The organism is Nonomuraea maritima (genome assembly GCF_900100395.1).
Lineage (GTDB): Bacteria > Actinomycetota > Actinomycetes > Streptosporangiales > Streptosporangiaceae > Nonomuraea > Nonomuraea maritima.
On record NZ_FNFB01000004.1, the window covers coordinates 156,874 to 178,483 of the forward strand.

Genomic DNA, 21,610 nt, shown 5'->3' on the forward strand with positions numbered 1-21,610 from the left:
CGACGCACGAACCCGAGACAAGCTTGTTCCGGGTTCGCTCACCCTAGCAGCCGCTAAACTCTCCTTTCAGCGCAGTCCTCCTGGTAGGAGGACCAGGGAAGGATGCTGCGAACGTGAAAACCGACTCCTCGTGGCGGCGACCGCCCGGCGCGTCAGGCCCGGCGCGCGACCCTGAACTCGACGAGAAAATCCTGCGATCCGCGATCGAGCTTCTCGCCGAAGGCGGGTTCCCCGCGCTGAGCATGGACAAGGCGGCGGCACGGGCCGGCGTGGGGAAGGCGACCGTCTACCGCCGCTGGAGATCACGCGTCGAGCTCGCCGCGGACGCGTTGGATCGCGCCGCGGTGGCCGCCGGGCACAGAGCGGTCAGGATCGGCCCGGGCCGGCTCCGTCAGGAGCTCATCGACACCCTGATGCAGGTCGAGCAGTGCACCAGCGCGCCGCACAACGAACTCGTCGCCACGCTGCTCGCCACGGCCCGGCACCAGCCGGAGATCTTCGCGCTGGTCCGCGAGCGTTACGTCGACACGATGCATCGGCTGGTGGGAGAAGTGCTCGCCCACGCGGTCGAGCGCGGCGATCTTCCCCCTCCGCCGCCGTCCGAGGAGTCGGACGGGAAGTGCGCGATCGAGATATCCGCCGCGGTCGCGCTGCTCATCCACTGGCAGCTCGTCCGTGACGGCGAGGCACTCACCGAGGACCACGTCATCTCGGTCGTCGACAGGATCCTGCTCCCGCTCGTGTCCCGTTCGGGCCAGGATCGCATGTGACTGTCGGCGCACAGACGCCCGCGACACGCCTCCTCGCCTGTGGCTGCGGCGCACCGGCCCGCACCCTGGGTCCTCCGCGCGAGGACGGGTTCCGCATATGGATCACGACCCGGTACGCGCCCTAGAAGCGCATCTCGGAGGGCAGCCGGGTCGCCGCGTCCGTCAGCTCCACCCCGAGGAGCTCTCCCGAGCCGCCGAGTTCCAGCACGGCGTCGTCGGCCTCCACCCGGCACACGGCCTCACCGGCGGTGATCTCGTGCTTCATCGCGATGTAGGCGACGTTGCCCGCCTGGTTCCAGGTGACGTACACCGATCTGACCCGGGAGTCCTGCGGCAGGTCGTCGGCGGCGAGCAGCCCGGCGCGGGCCTCGTGCGACCCGGCGAGCGCCACCCGCACCATGGCCAGCGCCAGCTCCATCGCCTCCAGCGAGTCGAACCCGGTGACCTTCCTCTCGTGCTCCCATCCGTCCAGCCCGTCGATCCGGTACGGACATGACCAGTCGCCCGACGGCTCCTCGTAAGGCAGCCCGACGGTGACGACGACGTCACTCGGCGGCTCGGTACGCAGCACCAGCGTCCGTTGGGCGATCTCGTACATGTCAGCTGAACTACCCGGACACCACTCAAGAAAGACTCACGTTCAACGAGAGGAGGTTCCTTGGCTTATCGTCACTCGAGAGACTTCTCGCGCCGCGACGACGAAGGAGCGCTGCAATGGACCAATCGTTCGGGGAACGGCTGCGGACCAGGCTGGACGAGCGGGGGCCGCTCTGCGTGGGCATCGACCCGAGTCCGGCCCTGCTGCACTCCTGGGACCTCGACGACTCGCCCGCCGGGCTCGAGCGCTTCAGCCGTACGGTGGTCGACGCCGTGGCGGACGTCGCCGCCGCGGTGAAGCCCCAGTCGGCCTTCTTCGAGCGCTGGGGCAGCCGCGGCATCGCGGTGCTCGAACGCGCCATCGCCGACCTGCGCGACGCCGGCACGCTGGTGGTCCTCGACGTCAAGCGGGGCGACATCGACAGCACCATGGCCGCCTACGCCGAGGCCTACCTCGACCGGGGCAGCCCGCTGGCGGCCGACGCCGTGACGCTGAGCCCCTACCTGGGGTTCGCCTCGCTGGAAGGCGCGATCGCGTCGGCGGTGGCCAACGACGCGGGCGTGTTCGTGCTGGCCCGTACGTCGAACCCGGAGGCGGCGCCGCTGCAGCGGCTCGTGGCGGGGCAGGTGATCGCCGGGGCCACCGCCGCGAACGCGGGCCACAGCCCGTTCGGGCCGGTCGGGCTGGTCATGGGCGCCACGCTGCCCGGCCTGGAGGAGTCGCTGGACGACTTCAACGGGGCCATCCTCGCGCCGGGGCTGGGCGCCCAGGGCGCCACTCCCGCCGACGTGGCGCGGCTTTTCGCACCGGTACGGCACGCGGTGCTGCCCTCGGTCTCCCGCGCCGTGCTGGCCGACCCGGCCAGGATCCGCGAGCGTACGCTCGCCTACCGCGACGAGTGCGCGGACCAGTTGAGCGCCACGCCGGTGTGAACGGGCTCACCGGGTCGGCGGGGCGCCGGGCGAAGGCGGTGGTCCGCAGCGCCGCGAGGCGCTCCTCGGCTGAGGCACCGCGACCGTGAGGCTGCAGGAGGCCAAGGCGGGAGAACTCCGCCGCGACGCGGCCGGCCCGCGGTAGGGGACGAGGCCGCCGCGCGAACCCGTGCCGGGGCAGGGCGAGCCGATCGTGTGCACCCCGCCCGCCACGCGGGCGGAGCCGTGCAGGACCCTGAGGGCCCCGGGCCGGCGCGACTCGACCTCGTCGTGAGGCTGTCGACGATGCCTCGGCCGCACGGCACCCCGGCGGGCTCTCGTGAGCAGCACCTGCACGGAGCAGATGAGGAACAAGCCGGTGTCGACCGGGGAGAGCCTGCTCTCCACGGCGTGTATGAAGCCTGGGAGCATCATCGATGTCTCCTCTTCGTCGGCGGGTCCCGGTGCGGGCGTCGCGGCGGCCGTCCGGTCACTGTTCGCGAGCGTCTGCCGGGGCCCTGCCGTCAGGTGGTGTGGCGGTCATTTGGTCGGTGCGTGGCGTTCTCGCGCCCGAGGGGCGACGACTTCGCCATTGCCCACTCCTACACCTGACCAAGGCAAGCACACATGCGGCGATTAGCGCGAGCATCACAGAGGGGCGGCATGACCCGTCCTTGAGGTGTTTGAAGGCTCAGCCGACAGGGGCGCGCGCACACGGCGAAAGCGCCGCCGGCAAGTTTTCCCAACGGCGCGAAAAGCAAGACATACCAGGAATTTGCCGTAAAAGCCGAGGAAAAAAGGACAAACAATTCCTCAAGCGAGACGGCCGTCAGCCGACGGGGCCGATGTCAGGACGGACAGGGTCGTCGCCCCCGAACTCTTCCCAGGTCCGCGGGAGCGGCAACGCCTCCTCTCCATCCCCTGGCATGTCGGCGCAGAGAGGACGACGAGTCCTTCGTGTGATGCAGCCCGAGCGTTCGGCGACCACGTCGCTCTCCCCGTTGATCCCGGAGAACACCTCGGGCAGTTCTTCGGGTATTTGCGTCATGCCGCCTCACTGCCCTGCGGCTCCCTGCCGAATCCACCTGTTATGGTCCGGCCATGATCACGCGCATCGAACGTCCGGCCGCCCGCCTCATCCTGGCCGACCCGCGGGGGCTGGTGCTGCTGTTCCGGTTCATCCCGCCCGAGCCGTGGCCCAGGGAGCACGCCTGGCACCTGCCCGGCGGCGGGCTCGAACCGGGCGAGACGCCGGCGCAGGCGGCGGCCCGCGAGGCGCTGGAGGAGACGGGCCACGTGCTCGACCCGGCCGCCCTCGGCGAGCCCGTGGCGGTCAACGAGGGCACGTGGTCCAACCAGGGCCGCCACTACCACACCGAGACCACGTTCTTCTTCGCGCGGGTCGCGGCCGCGACGGTGGCGCCCACGGTCGCCGGCGACTACGCCGACGAGGACTGGCTGAACGGCAACCGCTGGTGGAGCGCGCAGGAGCTGGCGGACACGAAGGAGCTGGTGTTCCCGCCCGGACTGGCCGCGATGGTGCCCGGCCTGCTGTCGGGCGCCCGGCCCGCGCAGCCCGTACGGCTGTCGTGGAGGCACGACTGAGGTTTCCTCCCGGGGGACGTAGAGAAGGCTCGGACCGCTCCGACCCACTGGCACAACGCCGAACAAGGAGCACACGTCATGAGCAAGCTCGTCCACTGGGTGCACACCTCGCTCGACGGCCACATCTGCGGCCCGAACGGCGAGTTCGACTGGGCGCAGATGGGGCCGGAGCTGTCGGCGTACGGCGACGAGGTGCAGGAACGCACCGGCGTCCTGCTGTACGGGCGCGTCGTGTGGGAGATGATGTCCGGCTACTGGCCGAACGCCGAGTCGATCTCGGACGACCCGCACGACCTGAAGTTCGCGCCGATCTGGCGGCGTACGCCGAAGGTGGTGTTCTCCACGACGCTGCGCGAGGCCGGCTGGAACACCCGCGTCGTCTCCGGCGACCTCGCGAAGGAGATCGCCGAGCTGAAGCGGGAGAACGACAAGGACCTCCTGCTCAACGGCGGCTCGAAGCTGGCGACGGCGCTCACCGCGCTCGGGCTCGTCGACGAGTACCACGTCATGGTGCACCCGGTCGTCCTCGGCGGCGGGCTGCCGGCGTTCCCGCCGCAGGAGCGGATGGCCCTGCGGCTGGTCGACTCCCGGGTGTGCGACGGGCGGACGGCGGTGCTGCGCTACGAGCGGGGCTGACGTCCCGCGATCAGTCGAGGGCCTCCTCGATCTCGCGGCGGGTGGGCGTCGACGTGCTCGCGCCCTCCCGCTGCACCGACAGCGCCGCCGCCACCGAGGCGAAGCGCAGCGCCTCCTCCATGTCGAGCCGCTCGCTGCGGGCCACGGCGAGCGCGCCGACGAACGTGTCGCCGGCCGCCGTCGTGTCCACGGCGCGGACCTTGACGGCGGGCACCCGCAGCCGCGTCCCCGAGCGCGACCCGTACAGCGCCCCCTCCTCGCCGAGCGTGATCACGGCCTCCTCGACCTGCTCCAGCAGCGCCTCGAGCGCGGCCTCCGGGTCCTCGACGCCGGTGAGCGCGGCGGCCTCGTGCTCGTTCGGGACGATCATCGTCACGGCGGCGAGCAGCTCGGGCGGCAGCGGCTGGACCGGCGCGGGGGTGAGGACCACCGGCACCCCGGACACCTGGGCGGCCTGCGCCGCCGCCACCACGGCCTCCATCGGCAGTTCCAGCTGGAGCAGCAGCGCGTCGGAGCGGGCGATGGCGGCCATGTCCTCGCCAGAAGGGCCCTTGACGGCGCCGTTCGCCCCGGGGACGACGATGATCGAGTTGCCGCCGTCGTCGTCCACCACGATGTGCGCGATGCCGCTGGAGCCGGGCACCTCGCGCAGGCCGCGTACGTCGGCGCCGGCCTCCTTGAGCGTGGCCCGCAGCTCCGCCCCGAACCCGTCGTCGCCCACCGCCCCGAGGAACGCCACCCGCGCGCCCGCGCGGGTGGCGGCGATGGCCTGGTTGGCGCCCTTCCCGCCGGGGATCGTACGGAATCGGTGTCCGGTGACCGTCTCCCCCCGCCGGGGGGCCTGCGAGACGTACGCGACGAGATCCATGTTGGCGCTGCCGAATACCGAGATCATGAGGCCATCATCTCCTGAGTACGCGCGGCGAGCTCGCCGAGCCCCACCCCGTCGAACCCGGTCAGGCTGCTCGCCAGGCTGTCGCGCAGGCGCCACCGGTCGGGGACGCCGCCGTTGAGCGCCCCCGCGACCGAGCCCGCGGTGGCCCCCGCCGAGTCGGTGTCCCAGCCTCCGGCGACCGCCCCGGCGATCGTCGCGGTGAAGTCGCCGCGCCCGTGGACCAGCGTGGCCGCGATCAGGGCGGCGTTGTTGATCGTGTGCACCCAGTGCAGGTCGCCGTGGCGCTCGTGGAGGAGGTCGACGACGCGTTCGAAGTCGTCCTCGCGGGCGGCGTCGGCGACGGCCATGCGTACCGCCTCGTGCAGGCGGGAGCCGGACGGCACCACCGACAGCCCCGCGTCCACGACCTCCTCCGCCGACGAGGCGACCAGCGAGGCGGCGCACATCGCGGCCGTGAACATCGCCCCGTGGATCCCGTTGGCGGTGTGCGTCAGGCGGGCGTCGCGCCAGGCGTACACGGCGGCCCTGGCCGGGTCGCCCGGGTTGACCCAGCCGTACACGTCGGCCCTGATCAGCGCGCCGATCCACTCGCGGAACGGGTTGCGGCGGGTGGCCGTCGCCGGCGGCTCGACGCCGTCGAGGAGGTTGCGGTACGCGACCCGCTCGGCGGTGAACGTCCGCCCGGCGGGCAGCTCGTCCAGCCACAGCTTCGCCACGTCGTCGGTGGTGAAGTCGCGGCCGTGCCGCTCCAGCACCGACAGCGCCAGCAGCGGGTAGTTGAGGTCGTCGTCCTCGGGGATGCCGTCGACGTTCTCGGCGAGGGAGTTGACGGCGCTGCGCCGGTTCCACGGCCAGCGGGCGGCGACGTCGGCGGGCAGGCCCCGCGCGGTGAACCAGCCGCGGATCGGCCAGTTGCCGGTGGCCTCGGCGATCTGCCTGATGCCCTCTCGCGGGATCTTCTCGACGGGTTTGCCGAGCACGCATCCGGCCGCCCGTCCCTGCCAGGCGCCCAGCACGCGCGCCGGGTCAGCCTCGCGCCGCCCCGACGGTTCCGGCCAGCCGGGGCAGGCCGCGACGATCGCCTCCAGCTCGGACGGCTCCTCCAGCGGCGACGGTATCGCCGCCAGCTCGTCCAGCAGGGCCTCGGCCGTCGCGCGCAGCCGCGCCGAGCCCGGCTCGGAGGCGCCGGCGCGCGGCGGGGCGTCGTGCCCGCCCGCCGCGTGCCAGCGCGCGGCGATGTCGCGGAGCGCCGGCCCGTCGCGGCCGTCCTCGGCGGCCTGGCGCAGCTCGTGCCCGATCAGGTCCTCGGGCTGGACCCAGGTGAGCCGGATCATCGGCGGTCGAGGCCGGCGAAGGCCTCCTCGTGACGGCGGCGGCGGGCCACGTCGTCGGCGTGCACCCGGCGGGCCACCTCCGCGATCGCGAGCCCCGGGGCGACCAGGTCGGTACGGCTGGCCGTCCCCACCTGCTCCACCCACTGCGGCGGCACGGACGGCAGCCCGCCGAGCGCGCCCGCGATGGCCCCGCCCATCGAGGCGATCGAGTCGGCGTCGCGGCCGTAGTTGACCCCGCCGAGCACGGTGTCGCGGTAGTCGCCCTTGGCGATCAGCAGGAACCCGAGCGCCAGCGGCAGCTCCTCGATGCTGTGCACCCGGCTCGGCCGCCGCGCGCCGAGCCCCTGGTCGCGGTAGGTGTCGGCGACCGTGTCGAAGGGACGCATCGCGGCGCGCAGCACCTCGAAGGAGCCCTCCCAGTGGCTGAGCCCCGAGGCCGCCTCGCAGACGGCCTCGACGGCGGCCTTCGTGCCGTCCTTGGCCAGGCGCAGGCAGGTCGCGACCACGGAGTCGGCGCTCGCGCCCGGGCGCATGGCCTCGGCGACGGCGGCGGCCATGACGCCGGCGGCCTCGCGGCCGTAGCTCGCCTGGTGGGCACCGGTCAGGTCGATCGCCTCGGCGTACGCGGCGTCGGGGTCGGCGGCGTTGACGATGCCGACCGGGGCGACGTACATGGCGGCGCCGCAGTTCACGATGTTGCCGACGCCCGCCTCGCGCGGGTCGGCGTGCCCGTAGTGCAGCCGGGCCACGATCCACTTCTCGGCCAGGAAGATCCGCTGCAGCGGCAGCGCCTCGGCCTCCAGCTCGGGGATCCAGCGCCGCTCGCCCATGAGCTCGGGCACCAGGTAATCGGCCATCGCGTACGCGTCCAGGTGGCCGCCGGCCTTCTCGTACACGCGGATCAGGGCGTGCGTCATGAGGGTGTCGTCGGTGATGTGGCCGTCGCCCTTGTGGTACGGCGCGATGGGCCGGGCGTTACGCCAGTCGTCGTTGAACGGCGGCACGATGCCCTCGACGCGGCCGCCGTAGCGTTCCACGATCTGCTCGGGGGTCCAGCCCTCGGTCGCGCCGCCCAGCGCGTCACCGACCGCCGCTCCCGCCACGCAGCCAGTTGCCCTGTCCTCCAGCGGCGTCATGCGATTCCTTTCGTGAGAGTGTCCGCGATTTCGATGAGATCCCGCCCGGCCAGTTCTGGCAGGCAGCAACCGGCCAGCGTGCGGGCCGAGGCGAGCCACCCCTGCGGGATGGCCGCGTACCCGCCGCACGCGCCGGCGATGGCGCCGGTCAGCGCCGGGGCCGAGTCGGCCACCGGCGCGAGGCACGCCGCCGCCGGCACCGCCCGGGCCAGCTCGCCGCCGGCCGCCTCGGCCAGCGCGAGCGCCACGGGCACCGTCTGCGCGGCGCCCACGGCGTAGCTGTAGACGTGGTCCAGCACCTCGGCGTCGAGCGCGGGCACCGCGGCGAACGGGTCACCGGCCGCGCGGGCCGCCGACAACGCGGCGCGCGCGTTGTGCCCGATCGCCGTCTCGGGCGGCAGGACGGCGAGCGCCGCCTCGACCGCCCGGCCCACCTGCCCCGACGCGACGGCCTCGGCGACCGCGGCGGCCATGGCCCGCGCGCCGAGCACGCCGTCGAGGGCGTTGGTCACCTGCGCGTCCTCGGTGGGGTCGCGCCCGGCGGCCCCGTACGCGACGGCCCGGACGGCGGCGGCGTCGTCGAAGTGGTGCGGGTTGTCGTGCCCGGACGCGGGCGGCTCGATGCCCTTGGCGAGGTTGTCCAGCGCGGTCGCCACCGAGATGCGTGCCCGGACGTCCGTCAGCTCGCCGAACGCCTCGGCGCGCGGGCGGTCGATGGTCAGCGCCGTCCACGCGAGCCACTCGGCGTCGTCGGACGGGCCGATCCGCAGCGGCGCGACGGGCTGGTTCAGCGCGAACGGCACCGGCAGCGTGGTGACGCGATGCTCCTCGGCGAACGCGTCGAGCTCGCGGTGGAGGCGGCGGCTCCAGGGCGCGTGCAGCGCCGAGCGGTGCCGGCCCGCGGGCCAGCCGACGGCGTCGCCGACGGCGAGACCCGCGAAGGCTCCCCTGATCCTGTCCCCCGACATGATGCTTTCTACAGTCCTTCCGCCAGTTCGTCCGCTGTGTCCAGCACGTGTCTGCCCGCCACGACCGGCAGGCACGTGCCCGTCACGGGCCCGATCGCGCCGGCCCAGCGAGCGGGAACTCCCGCCTCGCCGCGCGCGGCTCCGGCCACGGCCCCGGCGATGGCGCCGATCGTGTCGGCGTCGCGGCCCAGGCTCACGCCGAACGTCACGGACGCCTCGACGTCGCCGTCGCCCGCCAGGAACGCGGCCAGCGCCAGCGCGACGGCCTCGGGCGCGAGGTCGGTCCACGGGTAGTGCCGCACGACCACCGCCTCGTGCAGGGCCTCGACCGCGTCCGTGCCGTTCCGGTCGAGGCTTTCGCAGGCCCGCAGCACGTTCCTGGCCGTCCATGAGTCGGCCGGGATCACCGACAGCGCGGCCTGCACCACGTCGCGCGGCCCGGCCCCTGCCATGGCGGCGGCCACCGCGGCGGCGACCGCCCGGCCGCCGGCGATGCCCTCGCCGGACGCGCTGACCAGCCCGTCCTGCTCCACCAGCCGGGCTGCCTCCACCGGGTCGCCGGGACAGAAGATCCCGTACGGCGCGGCCCGCATGGCGAGCCCGTCGGACCAGCCGTGCTGGTGCGCGAGCCCGGTCAGCGGCGGCTCCAGGCCACGGCGCAGCGCCTCGACGGTGCCGCGTTCGGAGAACCCGGCGCCGCGCATCGGGACCTCCGCCCGCGGCACGACCTCGCGCCGGTACGCCTCCGCAACGTCGCGCGAGGTCAGCGCGTGCCCGTAGCGCACCAGCAGGGACGCGGCGAAGATCGCGTACTCGGTGTCGTCGGTGCCGCCGCCCTCGATCTCGGTGAGCCTGCCCCACCGGCGGCGGATCTCGGCGGGCGTCAGGTTCTCGGCCGGGGCGCCGAGGGCGTCGCCGGCCGCCAGGCCGAGCAGACACCCCCGAGCCCTGTCACGCATGTCGGTCACCGGTGGTACCGCTCCAGCACCTGGTTGCCCTCCTCGACGAGCCGCTTCGCCGCGTCGTCGAGGGAGATCTTGTTCGCGTAGTACTCCTGCAGCACCGGCGTGGCGACCTTCGAGCGCCACTCGTCGTAGCCGTTCACCTTCAGGAACGGCGCGACGACCAGGTTCTTCGCCGACGCGGTCGCGACGTCCCAGCCGTTCTCCTTCGTGGTGATCGCCGGGTCGCTCTCGGCCTTCTGCGAGGTCGGCAGGAGCCAGTCGCCCTTGGCGAGCTTGGCCTGGTTCTCGGCGTTCAGGAAGTACGCGATGAACTGCATCGCCTGGTCGGGGTGCTCGCTGTCCTGTGCGATCGACAGGGTCTGGGAGACCGCGCCCTGCTCCGCGGTGACGCCCTTCGGCGCGGGCAGCGTCACCCACTCGAACCCGTCCGGGGCCTGCTCGGTCACCTGCTGGCGCAGGTAGACGCCGGTCGGCAGCATCGCGAACTTGCCCTGGAAGAAGGCGGGCAGCGGGTCGGCGGTGCCCTGGCCGAGCGCGGCAGGGTCGGCGGACTTGTCCTTGTAGAGCTGGTCGTGGATGCGCTGGAGCACCTCACGCTCCTCCGGCCCGACCTTGACGGTCGTGTTGCCGTCGGCGCCGGTCTGGAAGAACGTGCCGCCGAAGTTGAGCGCCAGGTTGAGGGTCCGGTTGACCGGCGACTTCATCGCCCAGGCCACGCCGTACGTGCCGTCCTTGGTCATCTTCTTGGCGGCCTCGGAGAACTCGTCCCAGGTCCACGGGTTGTCCGGGGTGGGCACGCGCACGCCGGAGGCGTCCAGCAGCTTCTTGTTGGCGATGATGACCTGCGACTCCTGCAGGAACGGCACGCCGTAGACGCCCTGCTCGCCCTCGCCGCCCATGAACGTGACGGTGTCCCAGGCGGCCTGCGGGATGTCGCTCTTCAGCTCCGCGGGCAGCTTGGCGGTGAGGTCGAGCAGGTAGCCGTCGGAGGCGAAACCCGCCAGGGCGGGCGAGTCGTTGTGGATGACGTCCGGTGCCGTGCCACCCGCGAACTGGGTGACGAGCTGGTCGTTGACGTTGTCCCAGCTGCCCTGGACGTAGGTGACCTGGATGTCCGGGTGGGACTTGTTCCACTCGGCCACGATCTCCTTGTTGGCGGCGACCGACTCCTTCTGCCAGGCCAGGCTGAGGAAGTCGAGCTTGACCGGCTGTCCGTCCCCGGACGGCGTCTCGCCGCCGCCCCCTCCCCCGCCGCACGCCGCGGCGAGCGTGACGATCGCCGCGACCGCCAGAGCGGATCTGATGCGCATACGAGCCTCCTAGCCCTTGACGGCGCCGGCCATCAGGCCGGACTTCAGGCGCCGCTGGATGATTGCGAAGAAGATCAGGCTCGGGATCGTCGCCATGAGCGACGCCGCGGCGAGCGGTCCGAGCCGGGCCACCCCCTCAGGGCCGGTGAACCTCACCAGCGTCAGCGGGAGTGTCATGACGTCGGGGTCCTGGAGGAACACGAGTGCGAACAGGAACTCGTTCCAGGACGAGATGAACGCGAACAGCAGGGTCGCGACCACGCCCGGCGCCAGCAGCGGGGCCACCACGCTGGCGATCGAGCGCAGCCGTCCCGCGCCGTCGACGGCCGCGGCCTCCTCCAGCTCGCGCGGGACGGCCCTGACGTACCCCTGCAGCATCCACAGCGCGAACGGCAGCGTGAACGTCACGTGCACGGCCACCAGGCCGGGCAGCGTGTTCACCAGCTCCAGGTCACGCATGATCAGGAAGAGCGGGATGACGATCAGGATGAACGGGAACACCTGGCTGACCAGCACCCACCCGACCGCGATCCGGCTCACCAGGCTGCGGTAGCGGGCCATCGCGTACGCCGCCGGCAGCGAGATCAGCACCGTGATCAGGCTGCTGGACAGCGCCACGACGAGGCTGCGCAGCGCGGCGCCCACGAGGTCCTGCTCGCCGAACGCGTCGGCGAAGTTGGCCAGCGTCGGCTCGCGGGGGATCCACGTCGGGCTCGTCAGCGCCATCTCCTGCGGCGTCTTCAGCGCCGTGGACAGCAGCCACAGCAGCGGGAACGCGAGAAAGACGACGTACGCGAACAACGCGAGGTACGGCGGGACGCGCCTCATCACCTGGCCTCCCTCATCTGGCGCCACAGGTAGAGCCCGAGCACCGCGAGCACGACGATCGCCATGGCGAGGCCGAGCATCGAGGCGTAACCGGCGGCCCGGTAGCGGAACGCCTCCTCGTAGGCGAACAGCATCGGCAGCCGCGTGCGGCCGCCGGGCCCGCCCTGCGTGAGCACGTAGACCAGGCCGAACTGGTTGAAGTTCCACACGAAGTCGAGTGAGGTGATCGCCACGATCACCGGGCGCAGCTGCGGCAGCGTGATGTTCCAGAACCGCCGCCAGCGGCCCGCGCCGTCGACCTCGACCGCCTCGTACAGCTCCTTCGGGACGTTCTGCAGGCCGGCGAGCAGCACCACCGTGGTCTGCGGCATGCCGGTCCAGACGCCCACGACGATGATGGCGGGCAGCGCGAGCGAGAAGTCGGCGAGCCAGTTCACGTCGGTGCCGAGCAGGTCGTTCAGGATGCCGGCGTCGGGGTGGTAGACGAGCTTCCACATCAGGCCGATGACCACCGGAGGCATCGCCCACGGCACCACGGCCAGCACCCGCGCCACGCTCCTGAAGCGCAGGTTCATGTTGAGCAGCAGCGCGAGGCCGAGCGCGGCCAGGAACTGCAGCGCGGTCACGGTGACCGACCAGATCGCGCCGATCTGGAACGACGACCAGAACTGCTCGTCGGCGAGCATCCTGGTGAAGTTCTCCAGGCCGACGAAGCTCGTCTGGTGGACGCGGGTGTTGCGGGCGTCGGTGAACGCCAGGCCGATGCCGTACAGCAGCGGCCCCACGCTGAACAGCAGCACCGGCACCATGGCCGGAAGCATCAGCAGCCACATCTCGCGCCGCTGTCGCGACGTCTCACGCCGGCTCGCGCGCGGCGCCGGTTGTGTCACGGTCGCCGTCACACCCCGCCCTCCTTCCTGTCGTACGGGCCGTCCGCCCGGTTCCCCGCCGTGGAGGCCCGCACCACGAGCCGGGGCGGGACGGTGACCAGCCGGGGCGCGCTGTCGTCGCCCCGCAGCCGCTGCAGGAGCAGCTCCGCGGCGGCCTTGCCGCGTTCGGCCGACCCCAGCGAGACGCTGGTCAGCGACGGCCACGAGGCGGCCGCGAGGTCGGTGTCGTCCATGCCGACCACCGCCACGTCGTCGGGCACCCGGCGGCCGGACGCGCGCAGCACGTCGAGCGCGCCGAGGGCGATCAGGTCGTTGGCGCACATGAGCGCGTCCACGTCGGGCACCCGGGCGAGCAGCTCGGCCACCGCTCTGGCGCCCTCCGCCCGGTAGAAGTCGCCGATCTGGACGAGGTCGTCGTCGTAGGGCAGGCCCAGCTCCTCCAGAGCCTCCCGGTAGGCCGCACCACGGGCCGCGCCCGGCACGGTGTCGAGGGGGCCGTTGACCATGGCGATGCGGCGCCGGCCGAGCGCGTGGAGGTGGTCGACCGCGAGCCGGACGCCCGTGCGGGAGTCGGCGCGGACGTTGTCGGCCCTGGTGCCCTCGGGGACCGAGCCGATGACGACGACGGGGGTTCTGGCGGCGGCCAGCGACTCCAGGTGGGCGTCGGTGACCCGCAGCGGGCTCATGATCAGCCCGTCCACGTAGCGCTCGCCGAGGCTGTGCAGGACGTCGATCTCGTCGGCGACGACGGCGTCGGTCGAGTGCAGGACGAGCCGGTACCCGGCCGCCTTCAGTACCGGCTGGATCTCGCGCAGCATGGCCAGGTAGGCGGGGTTGCCGATGTCGGCCATGGCGAAGGCGACCTGGTGGGTGCGGCGCGACTTGAGCGAGCGCGCCACGGCGTTGCGCACGTAGCCGAGCTCCTCCGCCGCCGCCAGCACCTTGCGCTCGGTCTCCCGTCGGGTCGGCAGGCCGTTCAGCACCCGCGAGACCGAGGCGATCGAGACGCCGGCGCGCTCGGCGATCGTGTTGATCGTGGGTCCGTCGCCCAAGGGGGTCCCTTCCATCGCTGCTGTAAACGTTTACAGGCAAGCCGTCTGTAAACGTTTACGGGTTTACGGGTTGCGGCTATGAAACCTGCACGTAACCTGCCGGTCAAGTCACGATCGCGTAACGCGCGCTCGAAGGTCGGTGCCACCGGGGCTCGGACTCGGGTGTGCCCACAGCCGGAGCCCCGGGGCGCGGGTCAGTCCCTGGCGGGTTCCGGCTCGGGGGTGGGGGCCGTGCCGGTGGCATGGTGGTGGAGGGCGCGGACGGCCGGCACCCCGGTGAGGGCGACCACGGCGGCGAGGATCCCGGGAATGACGAGCGCGACCGGCAGCGACCACGACTCGGCCACGTAGCCGAGGACGGCGGGCCCGAGGAGCAGGCCGCTGTAGCCGAAGGCGGTCACCATGGCGAGCGCCCGCCCCACCGGGCCGCCCGCCGCGCCGACCGCGCTGAACAGGACCGGGATCACCGTGGCCAGCCCCACCCCGGCCAGCCCCCACCCGGTCCACGCGCACGCGACCCGCAGCGGCTCCCCCACCAGCGGCGACACCAGCACGAGGACGTACCCGGCGGTGGCCAGCGCCCCGGCCAGCCCGATCGTGCGCACGGAGCCGAGCCGCGCCCTGATCGTGTCGCCGAGCAGCCGGATGATCGTCATGGCCGCCGAGAAGATCGTGTACGCGAGCGGCGCGAGAGCCGGCCCGGTCTCCAGCACCCAGCGGGCGTGCAGCGCGGACCAGTCGATGGCCGCCCCCTCACTCAGGTGCCCCGCGAACGCCGCCACCCCGAGCAGCGCGATCAGCCCCCAGCGCAGCGACCCGCCGGACGCCGTCCCCGAACCGTCCGACGCGTGCCGCGGCGGGTCCGGCAGCAGCAGCCGCGCCGCGGGCACGTACAGGAACGGCACCACGACGGCAGCCGTGACCAGCAGCATCTGGGCGTCGAGGCCGGCGTGCAGGGCCGCGGAGGTGAGCCCGCCGCCGACCGCCCCGCCGAGGCTCCACGTGCCGTGGAAGGCGGAGATGATCGGACGGCCGTAGCGGCGCTCGACCTCGACGGAGTGGGCGTTCATGGCGACCTCGGTGACGCCGAGCCCGAGCCCGAACAGCACCGCGAGCGCCACGAGGGCGCCGTACGAGGGCGCGAGCGCGGGGCCGAGCAGCACGAGGCCGGAGAAAGGCCCGCCGATCCAGCAGACCCGGCGGCTGGAGTACCGGTCGACCAGCGGCCCGGCCACGAGCATCGACACCAGCGCGCCGCCCGAGATCAGCAGCAGGACGCCGCTGAGCCGCGCGGGGCCGAGGTGGAGCCGTTCGTCCAGCGACGGCAGCCCCGCCGCCCACAGTCCCATGACGAATCCGGCGAGGAAGAAGAACCCGAAGACCGCGACACGGGCGCGCCTGGCTTCGGCGAGGCTTTTGTTCACACCGAGAGCATAAACTGTGACCCATGACGGGAGCTACCACGAGCGTCGAATTGCGGGCGCACAACCGGGTCAGGCTGCTGCGGGCGGTCCACGACTGCGGGGCGGGGCGTACGAGGTCGCAGCTCACCCGCGACCTGGGCCTCGCCCGCGGCACCGCGTCGGTGCTGGTCGCGGGGCTGGCCGAGGACGAGCTGCTGCACGAGGAGCCCGCCGCGGGCCGCGCGCGCGGACGTCCCACGCAGATCCCTGGTCCGCATCCGCGCGGCCCGGTGGCGCTCGCCGTGGACGTGCGGGAGGACGCCTGGGAGCTCGCCGAGTGCGAGCTGGGCGGCCGGACCACGGTGCTGGAGGTGGGTCCGCACGACGGGACTCCCGAGGGCGCGCTCGCGCCGCTGGGCGAGGCCGTTGCCGCGCACCGGCGCCGGCTCGGCCACCGGGTCGCCGGGGTGGGAGTGGCGCTGGCCGGTCCCGTCCGGCCAGGCGGCCTGGTGGACATCGGCCACCTCGGCTGGCGCTCGGTGGACGTCCCCCTGCTGCTCGGCCTGGGCCCGGGGACGCCGATCGCGGTGGGCAACGACACGGCGTTCGCGGCGCTGGCCGAGGCGCGGCGCGGCCGGTTGCGCGGCGTACGCGTCGGGCTGCACCTGCACGTGGACTTCGACGTCGGCGGCGTGCTGGTCGTGGACGGCCGACCGCTCCAGGGAGCGGGCGGCATGGGGGCCGAGTTCGGCCACATGCCGCTCGGCGGCGGCGACCGTCCGTGCGCGTGCGGCGCGGTGGGCTGCTGGGGGATGGACGTCGGCGCGAACGCCCTGCTGCGCCATGTCGGGCTCGCGTACGGCGGCGGCAGGGGCCGCGCGCAGGCCGAGCACGTGCTGGCGACCAGCGAGGAGGCGGTGGCCGCAGGGGCGCGGGCGCTCGGACGCGGCGTCGCGGCGCTGGTGAACGCGCACGATCCCGAGGTCGTGACGCTGTCTGGGCTCGGCGCGGAGCTGCGCGAGCGGGCCGGCGAGGCGCTCGTGGCGGCCTGCGAGCCGGGGCTCATGAGCATCCGCCGCGACCGTCCGCCCCTGATCGAGAGCTCGGCGCTGGGCTGGCGGGGGGCGCTGCTCGGCGCCATGGAGTCGGTCTTCGACGCCTTCCTCACGATCGAGGGACTCGAACTCTGGCGCAGGAACCGCGGTGACGGAGGCCCCGACACGCCCGAACGGCAAAATGTGACGAATTCCACCTTTGCGGAAGATAACTCGATATAACGCCATTGGTGCGGCGGGTCCGATCCGCGACCTCGGCCGGCCTTCCGGGGACCGTACGCAGGGAAGGGTGCCATGCTCGAAACGATCTTCAGCCGGGGGCGTGCCGGGTGAATCTGGAACTCGCGCTCCGCATGACGGAGGCGGCCGTGAAGCAGGCGTACCGGGAGGGCGCGACGATCTCCGTGGCGGTCGTCGACGAAGGCGGAAATCTGGTGTCTTTCCAGCGTATGGAGGGTGCGGCGATCTCCGGACCGGTGCTCGCGCCGGGCAAGGCGTACACCGCGGTCGCCCTGCGCCTGGCCACGTCTGAGCTGGCCGGGCTGGCCGTTCCAGGAGGGGAGCTGGCCGGTCTGCCGGGCGGGCGGTACGTGTGTCTCGGCGGTGGCGTTCCGCTGTGGTCCGGTGACGGTGCGCGAGAACGCGTGGTCGGCGGCGTGGGGGTCAGCGGCGGGACGATCGACCAGGACGTGGCGTGTGCCGAGGCGGCCGAGTCGGTCTGGCACACCCGCTGAGGCACGGCTTTCCGCAACAAGAACCACTGGTATCCGTCATGATTAGCCACTGCACCACGGGTAACAGAACCCGAACGTAAAAATCCCCGAGGAGAGAACAGAGATGGCACTTCCCACTCTCACCCCCGAGCAGCGTCAGGCTGCGCTGGCCAAGGCGGCCGAGGCCCGCGCGGCGCGCACGGCCCTGCTCGCCAAGGTCAAGTCTGGCGAGGTGACGTTCGCGCAGTTGCTCGAGCGCGACGACGACATCGCGAAGAAGATCAAGGTCTCGCAGGCGCTGCGCGCCCTCAAGGGCGTCGGGCCGGCCAAGGCCACCGCGCTGATGGAGGAGGCGGGCGTCGACGAGAAGCGCCGCCTCGGCGGCCTGGGCGCCCAGCAGCGCAAGAAGCTGGTCGACGCGCTCGCCTGACCCCGGGCGGCCAGGTCCGCGCGCCGTGCGCGCGGACCGGCCAGTAGACCCCCAGCGGCCAGGAGGGACCGGCGAGCGGAACCCCCCGCTTCCCGGCGGGCCGTGCTGAGGGTCGCGTGAACGCAGGACAAAGCCGCGGCGACCGCCCAAGGGGCCGGGCCGGCCGAACCAGCCGGACACGGGCAGCTCGCCGCGAGCCCCCCACCCCGGAAGGCGGTCAGGAGCGTAGGTAGGCCAGGACCGCGCGTACGCGGCGGTGTTGGTCGCCGTCGTCGGCGTAGAGGCCGAGCTTGCTGAAGATGCTCCTGATGTGCTTCTCCACGGCCCCGTCGCTGATGACGAGCTGCCGCCCGATCGCCGGGTTCGACCTGCCCTCGGCCATCAGCCCCAGCACCTCGCGCTCGCGCGGCGTGAGCTGCGCCAGCGGGTCGTCCCTGCGCCTGCGCACCATCAGCTGGGACACCACCTGCGGGTCGAACACCGTGCCGCCCGCGGCCACCCGCCGCAGGCCCTCCAGGAACTCGTCGACGTCGACGACGCGGTCCTTCAGCAGGTAACCCACCGCGCCCCGCGCGTCGGCGAGCAGGTCGTCGGCGTACGACACCTCGACGTACTGCGACAGGATCAGCACGGGCGCCCCCGGCACCCGCCGTCGCACCTCGACGGCCGCCCTGAGCCCTTCGTCCGTGAAGGACGGCGGCATGCGCACGTCGACCACCGACACGTCGGGCCGGTGCTCGACGACCGCGCCGACGAGGGCGTCGCCGTCGCCGACCGTCGCCACCACCTCGCAGCCGAACTCCTCGAGCAGCCTGACCAGGCCCTCCCTGATCAGCACCGCGTCATCAGCCACGACTACCCGCACGGCACCTCCGCCACGACCAGTGTGGGCCCGCCGTCGGGTGAGCGTACGGTCAGCTCCCCGTCGACGGCGCGAAGCCGGTCGGTCAGCCCGGCGAGCCCGTGTCCCTTGGCGACATGGGCGCCGCCGACCCCATCATCGCCGATCGTCAGCATGAGGACGCCACCCACCTGGTCGAGCTGGACGGTACACGACGTGGCCCTGCTGTGTTTGGCCACGTTGGTGAGGGTCTCGGCGCAGGCGTAGTAGATCGCGTTCTCGACCGCCGCCTGGTAGCGCAGGACGGTCCGCACGTCGAGCTCGACCGGCACGGTGCACCGTCCGGCCAGGGCGGCGAGCGCGGGCGCGAGACCGCGGTCGGACAGGATGGGCGGCGCGATGCCGCGCGAGAGCGCCCGCAGCTCGTCGAGCGTCTCGCGGGTCGCGGTGATCGCCGAGCCGATCGTGGCGCGCGCGGCCTCGGGGTCCTTGCCGAGCTGCCGCTGCGCCCGCGACAGCTCCATGGCGAGCGAGACCAGGCGCTGCTGCGGCCCGTCGTGGATGTCGCGCTCCAGCTTGCGCAGTGCGTTCGCCTCGGCGGACACGGCGGCCGCGCGCCCCTGGGCCAGGTCGTCGATGCGCTCGTGAAGCTCGGCCACCCCGGTCAGGAGCGCCCGGCCGAGCCCCGCGCGCATCAGCGCCGCACCGCGCACCACGAACGGCGCGAGCACGGCGAACGCGAGGCCGACCGACACGTAGAAGATCGCGTTGACCAGGTAGCCGTCGCCGAGCCCGAGCAGCTCGGGCAGCTCGACGTTGCCGGGGATGCGCGAGGTGACGAGGCCGTAGAGCGGCCAGGCGAGCCCGCTGATCGGGATCACCCAGAACACCACGGTGAGCACGAACGCGAGGATCGCGAACGGCAGGTTGACGACGCCGTGCAGCAGGTCGAGCCACGACTGCCCGCTCGTCAGCGGGTTGACCAGCCGCCGGAACCAGCCCGCGCCGGGCGGGGCCGGCTTGTAGCGGGGCCGTACCGGCGGGCGCTTCAGCACGTCGGACAGCCAGCCGCGCTCGGCGTCGGCGAAGCCACGCGCCACCATGAGGGTGCCGACGAGCAGCGGGACGCCGAGCCAGATCACGGCGGTGCCGAGGCCCACGCAGAACCCCGTGACCATGAGCACGAAGCCGATGAGCGCCGTCGGGAAGCCGACCAGGGTGTAGCGGGTGTCCAGGAGGAGACGCCTCAGGAGGGAGCGCATGGCCCCACGCTATGACGGCGCGGTCCCCGGCACGAGCGGGTGCACCGGCGTCCTGAGGTAGGGCTGTCCCTACCCCGGGCGGTGGTGTGACCTCGACCGCGAGACGGTGGCGGGCGTCAGTGTGCGGCGGCGTCCAGGAGAGGAGCGTTGGGGCATCCGCTCCCCTGGTGAATCGAGGCCCCCCACATGACCGTCCTCGTGGACCGTCCCCTCGCCGCGAAGCCCCGCCGTCCGGCCCGGGACCCGTTCCTCGACCTGCTGCGCGTGGCCGGCATGGCGCTCGTCGTGCTGCAGCACTGGACGATGCCGGTGCTCGCCTTCGACGGCGTCCGGCTGACCACGGCCAACGCGCTGTCCACGCCGGGCGTGTGGGTGGTGACGTGGATCAGCCAGGTGATGCCGCTGGTGTTCTTCGCGGGCGGCGCGGCGAACGCGCTCGGTTTCGGCCGCTCGGACGCGTCCCCGCAGGCGTGGCTCGCGGTGCGGCTGCGGCGGCTGGCCTGGCCGCTGCTGCCGCTGGCGGCGGTGTGGATCCCGCTGCCCCACGTGCTGCTCACGCTGGGCGTGCCGGAGCAGCCGCTGGAAGTGGGCGCCCGGCTGACCGGCCAGCTGCTGTGGTTCCTCGCGGTGTACCTGCTCGCCGTCACGGCCACCCCGTACGCGCTGCGTCTGCACGAGCGGTACGGCTGGCGCGTCCCCGCGACGCTCGCGGCCGGTGCGGTGCTGACGGACGTGGCGCGCTTCTCGACCGGTTTCGAGCCGGTCGGCTACCTGAACATCGTGTTCGTCTGGCTGGCCGTGCACCAGCTCGGCTTCTTCTACGCGCAGGGACGGCTGCGCCGCCCGTGGGCGCTCGCGGCGGGCGGCTTCGCGGCGGCGGCCCTGCTGGTGTCACAGGGGCCCTATCCGGGCAGCATGATCGGCCTGCCGGGCGCCGAGGTGTCGAACATGGCCCCGCCCACGCTCGCCGTCCTGGCGGTCGGCCTCGGGCAGGTCGGCCTGGCCGTGCTGCTGCGTCCGTGGCTGCTCAAGCTGTCCTCAGGACGCGTGCTGGCCTGGGCGGGCCCGCGCATCATGACGGCGTACCTGTGGCACATGCCCGCCCTGTTCGCGGTCACCGGCGTGGTCGTGGTCCTGCTGGGCGTGGACACCCCGGCGCCGGGCAGCGCCGGCTGGTTCGCCGGGTGGCCGGTGTGGCTCGGACTGCTGTGCCTCGTGATGTGGCCGCTGCTGAAGTGCTTCGCGCGGTTCGAGACGCCGCCCGCGCTGCCGTACGGGACCGCGGGGGTGGGCGGCACGCTCGCGGCGGCCGGGCTGGTCGGCGGCGGGGTGCTGACGCTGACCGTGGGCGGTTTCGCGCCCGGCACGGGGCCGTTCCTCGCGGTGCTCGCGCTGGTCGGCGGCCTGCTGCTGACGGCGCCCAGGGCGATGAGGCCCGCCCCGGCACAATGACGTCTCATGACGACCATTCGCCCGCTCGCCGACCCCGACCTGCCCGCCGTCGCGACGATCTACGCCCACTACGTGACCGACAGCCTCGCCACGTTCGACCTGACACCGCCGAGCCTGGACGAGTGGCGGGCCAAGGCCGCCGGCCTCGCCGCCGCCGGGATGCCGTTCCTCGTGGCCGAGGTGGACGGCCAGGTCGCCGGGTACGCCTACCTCGCGCAGTACCGTCCGAAGCCCGGCTACCGGCACACGGCCGAGGACACCGTCTACATCGCCCCCGGGCACACCGGGCAGGGGCTCGGCCGGTCGCTGCTCGGCGCGCTGCTCGACCTGGCGCGCGCGACCCACGCCCGACGCGTGGTGGCGGTGATCGCCGACTACGGCGAGCCTGCCTCGGCGCGACTGCACGAGGCGTTCGGGTTCGAGGAGGCGGGACGTCTGAAGGGGGTGGGTTTCAAGCACGGACGCTGGATCGACACCGTGCTCTTCCAGCTCCACCTGGGCTGAGGGCCCCGAACCCCCACCCGGCTCGGCGGGACCGGTTCGACCACGCGGCAAA

23 protein-coding genes are annotated in these 21,610 nt (G+C 73.0%); 9 read left to right on the plus strand and 14 right to left on the minus strand.

Annotated elements, in window-relative coordinates:
* Positions 1 to 113 precede the first annotated feature (113 nt).
* The gene (locus tag BLR04_RS09550) at positions 114 to 770 is read left to right on the plus strand and encodes a TetR/AcrR family transcriptional regulator (protein ID WP_090761838.1); all 657 of its coding nucleotides are present in this window, start codon (positions 114 to 116) and stop codon (positions 768 to 770) included.
* A 121-nt stretch (positions 771 to 891) separates the two neighbouring features.
* Here BLR04_RS09550 and BLR04_RS09555 read toward each other — a convergent pair whose 3' ends face one another.
* Positions 892 to 1,368: a DUF6968 family protein gene (locus tag BLR04_RS09555; RefSeq protein ID WP_090761842.1), complete on the minus strand. Its 477-nt coding sequence runs from the start codon at positions 1,366 to 1,368 to the stop codon at positions 892 to 894.
* Positions 1,369 to 1,484: 116 nt separating this feature from the next.
* Between BLR04_RS09555 and pyrF the strand changes: the two genes are divergently transcribed.
* Positions 1,485 to 2,300 (plus strand): orotidine-5'-phosphate decarboxylase, encoded by an 816-nt coding sequence (pyrF, locus tag BLR04_RS09560; RefSeq protein WP_090761845.1) that lies wholly within the window; start codon positions 1,485 to 1,487, stop codon positions 2,298 to 2,300.
* Between the two features lie 808 nt (positions 2,301 to 3,108).
* On the opposite strand, the gene BLR04_RS39570 is transcribed toward pyrF, so the two are convergent.
* Positions 3,109 to 3,327 carry a hypothetical protein gene (locus BLR04_RS39570; protein WP_143021999.1) on the minus strand — a complete coding sequence of 73 codons (219 nt, stop codon included), beginning with the start codon at positions 3,325 to 3,327 and terminating at the stop codon, positions 3,109 to 3,111.
* A gap of 53 nt (positions 3,328 to 3,380) precedes the next feature.
* Between BLR04_RS39570 and BLR04_RS09570 the strand changes: the two genes are divergently transcribed.
* Together BLR04_RS09570 and BLR04_RS09575 are read left to right on the plus strand one after the other, a co-directional pair.
* Positions 3,381 to 3,884, plus strand: a complete 504-nt coding sequence (locus BLR04_RS09570; protein ID WP_090761849.1) for an NUDIX hydrolase — start codon at positions 3,381 to 3,383, stop codon at positions 3,882 to 3,884.
* Between the two features lie 78 nt (positions 3,885 to 3,962).
* Complete coding sequence (locus BLR04_RS09575; RefSeq protein WP_090761851.1) at positions 3,963 to 4,520, plus strand: dihydrofolate reductase family protein; 558 nt, start codon at positions 3,963 to 3,965, stop codon at positions 4,518 to 4,520.
* Between the two features lie 10 nt (positions 4,521 to 4,530).
* Here the strand turns inward: BLR04_RS09575 and rbsK are convergent, their stop codons facing one another.
* The 10 genes from rbsK to BLR04_RS09625 all read right to left on the minus strand — a co-directional run bounded on the left by rbsK (position 4,531) and on the right by BLR04_RS09625 (position 15,322).
* Entirely contained in the window at positions 4,531 to 5,415 is an 885-nt protein-coding gene (rbsK, locus tag BLR04_RS09580; protein ID WP_090761853.1) for a ribokinase, read from the minus strand.
* Positions 5,412 to 6,749: an ADP-ribosylglycohydrolase family protein gene (locus tag BLR04_RS09585; protein ID WP_090761855.1), complete on the minus strand. Its 1,338-nt coding sequence runs from the start codon at positions 6,747 to 6,749 to the stop codon at positions 5,412 to 5,414. The genes rbsK and BLR04_RS09585 overlap by 4 nt, the downstream gene beginning before the upstream one ends.
* A complete protein-coding gene (locus BLR04_RS09590) occupies positions 6,746 to 7,885 on the minus strand; it encodes an ADP-ribosylglycohydrolase family protein (protein WP_090761857.1) in 1,140 nt (379 codons plus the stop codon). Before BLR04_RS09590 ends, BLR04_RS09585 begins: the two co-directional genes overlap by 4 nt.
* Entirely contained in the window at positions 7,882 to 8,853 is a 972-nt protein-coding gene (locus BLR04_RS09595) for an ADP-ribosylglycohydrolase family protein (RefSeq protein ID WP_090761859.1), read from the minus strand. Before BLR04_RS09595 ends, BLR04_RS09590 begins: the two co-directional genes overlap by 4 nt.
* Positions 8,854 to 8,861: 8 nt before the next feature.
* On the minus strand, positions 8,862 to 9,812 hold the full coding sequence (locus BLR04_RS09600) for an ADP-ribosylglycohydrolase family protein (RefSeq protein ID WP_090762264.1): 951 nt from the start codon (positions 9,810 to 9,812) through the stop codon (positions 8,862 to 8,864).
* Positions 9,813 to 9,817: 5 nt separating this feature from the next.
* A complete protein-coding gene (locus tag BLR04_RS09605; RefSeq protein ID WP_090761861.1) occupies positions 9,818 to 11,128 on the minus strand; it encodes an ABC transporter substrate-binding protein in 1,311 nt (436 codons plus the stop codon).
* A 9-nt stretch (positions 11,129 to 11,137) separates the two neighbouring features.
* On the minus strand, positions 11,138 to 11,956 hold the full coding sequence (locus BLR04_RS09610) for a carbohydrate ABC transporter permease (protein ID WP_090761863.1): 819 nt from the start codon (positions 11,954 to 11,956) through the stop codon (positions 11,138 to 11,140).
* Positions 11,956 to 12,858 (minus strand): carbohydrate ABC transporter permease, encoded by a 903-nt coding sequence (locus tag BLR04_RS09615; RefSeq protein ID WP_218128796.1) that lies wholly within the window; start codon positions 12,856 to 12,858, stop codon positions 11,956 to 11,958. The genes BLR04_RS09610 and BLR04_RS09615 overlap by 1 nt, the downstream gene beginning before the upstream one ends.
* Positions 12,855 to 13,898 carry a LacI family DNA-binding transcriptional regulator gene (locus BLR04_RS09620; protein WP_218128797.1) on the minus strand — a complete coding sequence of 348 codons (1,044 nt, stop codon included), beginning with the start codon at positions 13,896 to 13,898 and terminating at the stop codon, positions 12,855 to 12,857. The genes BLR04_RS09615 and BLR04_RS09620 overlap by 4 nt, the downstream gene beginning before the upstream one ends.
* Before the next feature lie 194 nt (positions 13,899 to 14,092).
* Complete coding sequence (locus tag BLR04_RS09625; protein ID WP_245740135.1) at positions 14,093 to 15,322, minus strand: MFS transporter; 1,230 nt, start codon at positions 15,320 to 15,322, stop codon at positions 14,093 to 14,095.
* 23 nt (positions 15,323 to 15,345) lie between these two features.
* Between BLR04_RS09625 and BLR04_RS09630 the strand changes: the two genes are divergently transcribed.
* The 3 genes from BLR04_RS09630 (at position 15,346) to mihF (ending at position 17,499) form a co-directional block, all read left to right on the plus strand.
* Positions 15,346 to 16,578 (plus strand): ROK family protein, encoded by a 1,233-nt coding sequence (locus tag BLR04_RS09630; protein ID WP_090761870.1) that lies wholly within the window; start codon positions 15,346 to 15,348, stop codon positions 16,576 to 16,578.
* A 107-nt stretch (positions 16,579 to 16,685) separates the two neighbouring features.
* Positions 16,686 to 17,090 (plus strand): GlcG/HbpS family heme-binding protein, encoded by a 405-nt coding sequence (locus BLR04_RS09635; RefSeq protein WP_090761872.1) that lies wholly within the window; start codon positions 16,686 to 16,688, stop codon positions 17,088 to 17,090.
* Between the two features lie 103 nt (positions 17,091 to 17,193).
* Positions 17,194 to 17,499, plus strand: a complete 306-nt coding sequence (mihF, locus tag BLR04_RS09640; protein WP_090761874.1) for an integration host factor, actinobacterial type — start codon at positions 17,194 to 17,196, stop codon at positions 17,497 to 17,499.
* Positions 17,500 to 17,716: 217 nt separating this feature from the next.
* Here mihF and BLR04_RS09645 read toward each other — a convergent pair whose 3' ends face one another.
* Together BLR04_RS09645 and BLR04_RS09650 are read right to left on the minus strand one after the other, a co-directional pair.
* Positions 17,717 to 18,364 carry a response regulator transcription factor gene (locus BLR04_RS09645; protein WP_090761876.1) on the minus strand — a complete coding sequence of 216 codons (648 nt, stop codon included), beginning with the start codon at positions 18,362 to 18,364 and terminating at the stop codon, positions 17,717 to 17,719.
* Entirely contained in the window at positions 18,355 to 19,602 is a 1,248-nt protein-coding gene (locus BLR04_RS09650) for a sensor histidine kinase (RefSeq protein ID WP_090761878.1), read from the minus strand. The genes BLR04_RS09645 and BLR04_RS09650 overlap by 10 nt, the downstream gene beginning before the upstream one ends.
* 186 nt (positions 19,603 to 19,788) lie before the next feature.
* Between BLR04_RS09650 and BLR04_RS09655 the strand changes: the two genes are divergently transcribed.
* On the plus strand, positions 19,789 to 21,054 hold the full coding sequence (locus BLR04_RS09655; protein ID WP_090761880.1) for an acyltransferase family protein: 1,266 nt from the start codon (positions 19,789 to 19,791) through the stop codon (positions 21,052 to 21,054).
* A 6-nt stretch (positions 21,055 to 21,060) separates the two neighbouring features.
* Complete coding sequence (locus BLR04_RS09660; protein WP_090761882.1) at positions 21,061 to 21,558, plus strand: GNAT family N-acetyltransferase; 498 nt, start codon at positions 21,061 to 21,063, stop codon at positions 21,556 to 21,558.
* The last annotated feature ends 52 nt before the right edge of the window (positions 21,559 to 21,610 follow it).

Bases quoted from the DNA above. Each gene is read 5' to 3' on its own strand.
- BLR04_RS09555 (WP_090761842.1), bottom strand. From the start codon at position 1,368: ATGTACGAGATCGCCCAACGGACGCTGGTGCTGCGTACCGAGCCGCCG.
- pyrF (WP_090761845.1), top strand. From the start codon at position 1,485: ATGGACCAATCGTTCGGGGAACGGCTGCGGACCAGGCTGGACGAGCGG.
- BLR04_RS39570 (WP_143021999.1), bottom strand. From the start codon at position 3,327: ATGACGCAAATACCCGAAGAACTGCCCGAGGTGTTCTCCGGGATCAAC.
- BLR04_RS09570 (WP_090761849.1), top strand. From the start codon at position 3,381: ATGATCACGCGCATCGAACGTCCGGCCGCCCGCCTCATCCTGGCCGAC.
- BLR04_RS09575 (WP_090761851.1), top strand. From the start codon at position 3,963: ATGAGCAAGCTCGTCCACTGGGTGCACACCTCGCTCGACGGCCACATC.
- rbsK (WP_090761853.1), bottom strand. From the start codon at position 5,415: ATGATCTCGGTATTCGGCAGCGCCAACATGGATCTCGTCGCGTACGTC.
- BLR04_RS09585 (WP_090761855.1), bottom strand. From the start codon at position 6,749: ATGATCCGGCTCACCTGGGTCCAGCCCGAGGACCTGATCGGGCACGAG.
- BLR04_RS09590 (WP_090761857.1), bottom strand. From the start codon at position 7,885: ATGACGCCGCTGGAGGACAGGGCAACTGGCTGCGTGGCGGGAGCGGCG.
- BLR04_RS09595 (WP_090761859.1), bottom strand. From the start codon at position 8,853: ATGTCGGGGGACAGGATCAGGGGAGCCTTCGCGGGTCTCGCCGTCGGC.
- BLR04_RS09600 (WP_090762264.1), bottom strand. From the start codon at position 9,812: ATGCGTGACAGGGCTCGGGGGTGTCTGCTCGGCCTGGCGGCCGGCGAC.
- BLR04_RS09605 (WP_090761861.1), bottom strand. From the start codon at position 11,128: ATGCGCATCAGATCCGCTCTGGCGGTCGCGGCGATCGTCACGCTCGCC.
- BLR04_RS09610 (WP_090761863.1), bottom strand. From the start codon at position 11,956: ATGAGGCGCGTCCCGCCGTACCTCGCGTTGTTCGCGTACGTCGTCTTT.
- BLR04_RS09630 (WP_090761870.1), top strand. From the start codon at position 15,346: ATGACGGGAGCTACCACGAGCGTCGAATTGCGGGCGCACAACCGGGTC.
- mihF (WP_090761874.1), top strand. From the start codon at position 17,194: ATGGCACTTCCCACTCTCACCCCCGAGCAGCGTCAGGCTGCGCTGGCC.
- BLR04_RS09650 (WP_090761878.1), bottom strand. From the start codon at position 19,602: ATGCGCTCCCTCCTGAGGCGTCTCCTCCTGGACACCCGCTACACCCTG.
- BLR04_RS09655 (WP_090761880.1), top strand. From the start codon at position 19,789: ATGACCGTCCTCGTGGACCGTCCCCTCGCCGCGAAGCCCCGCCGTCCG.
- BLR04_RS09660 (WP_090761882.1), top strand. From the start codon at position 21,061: ATGACGACCATTCGCCCGCTCGCCGACCCCGACCTGCCCGCCGTCGCG.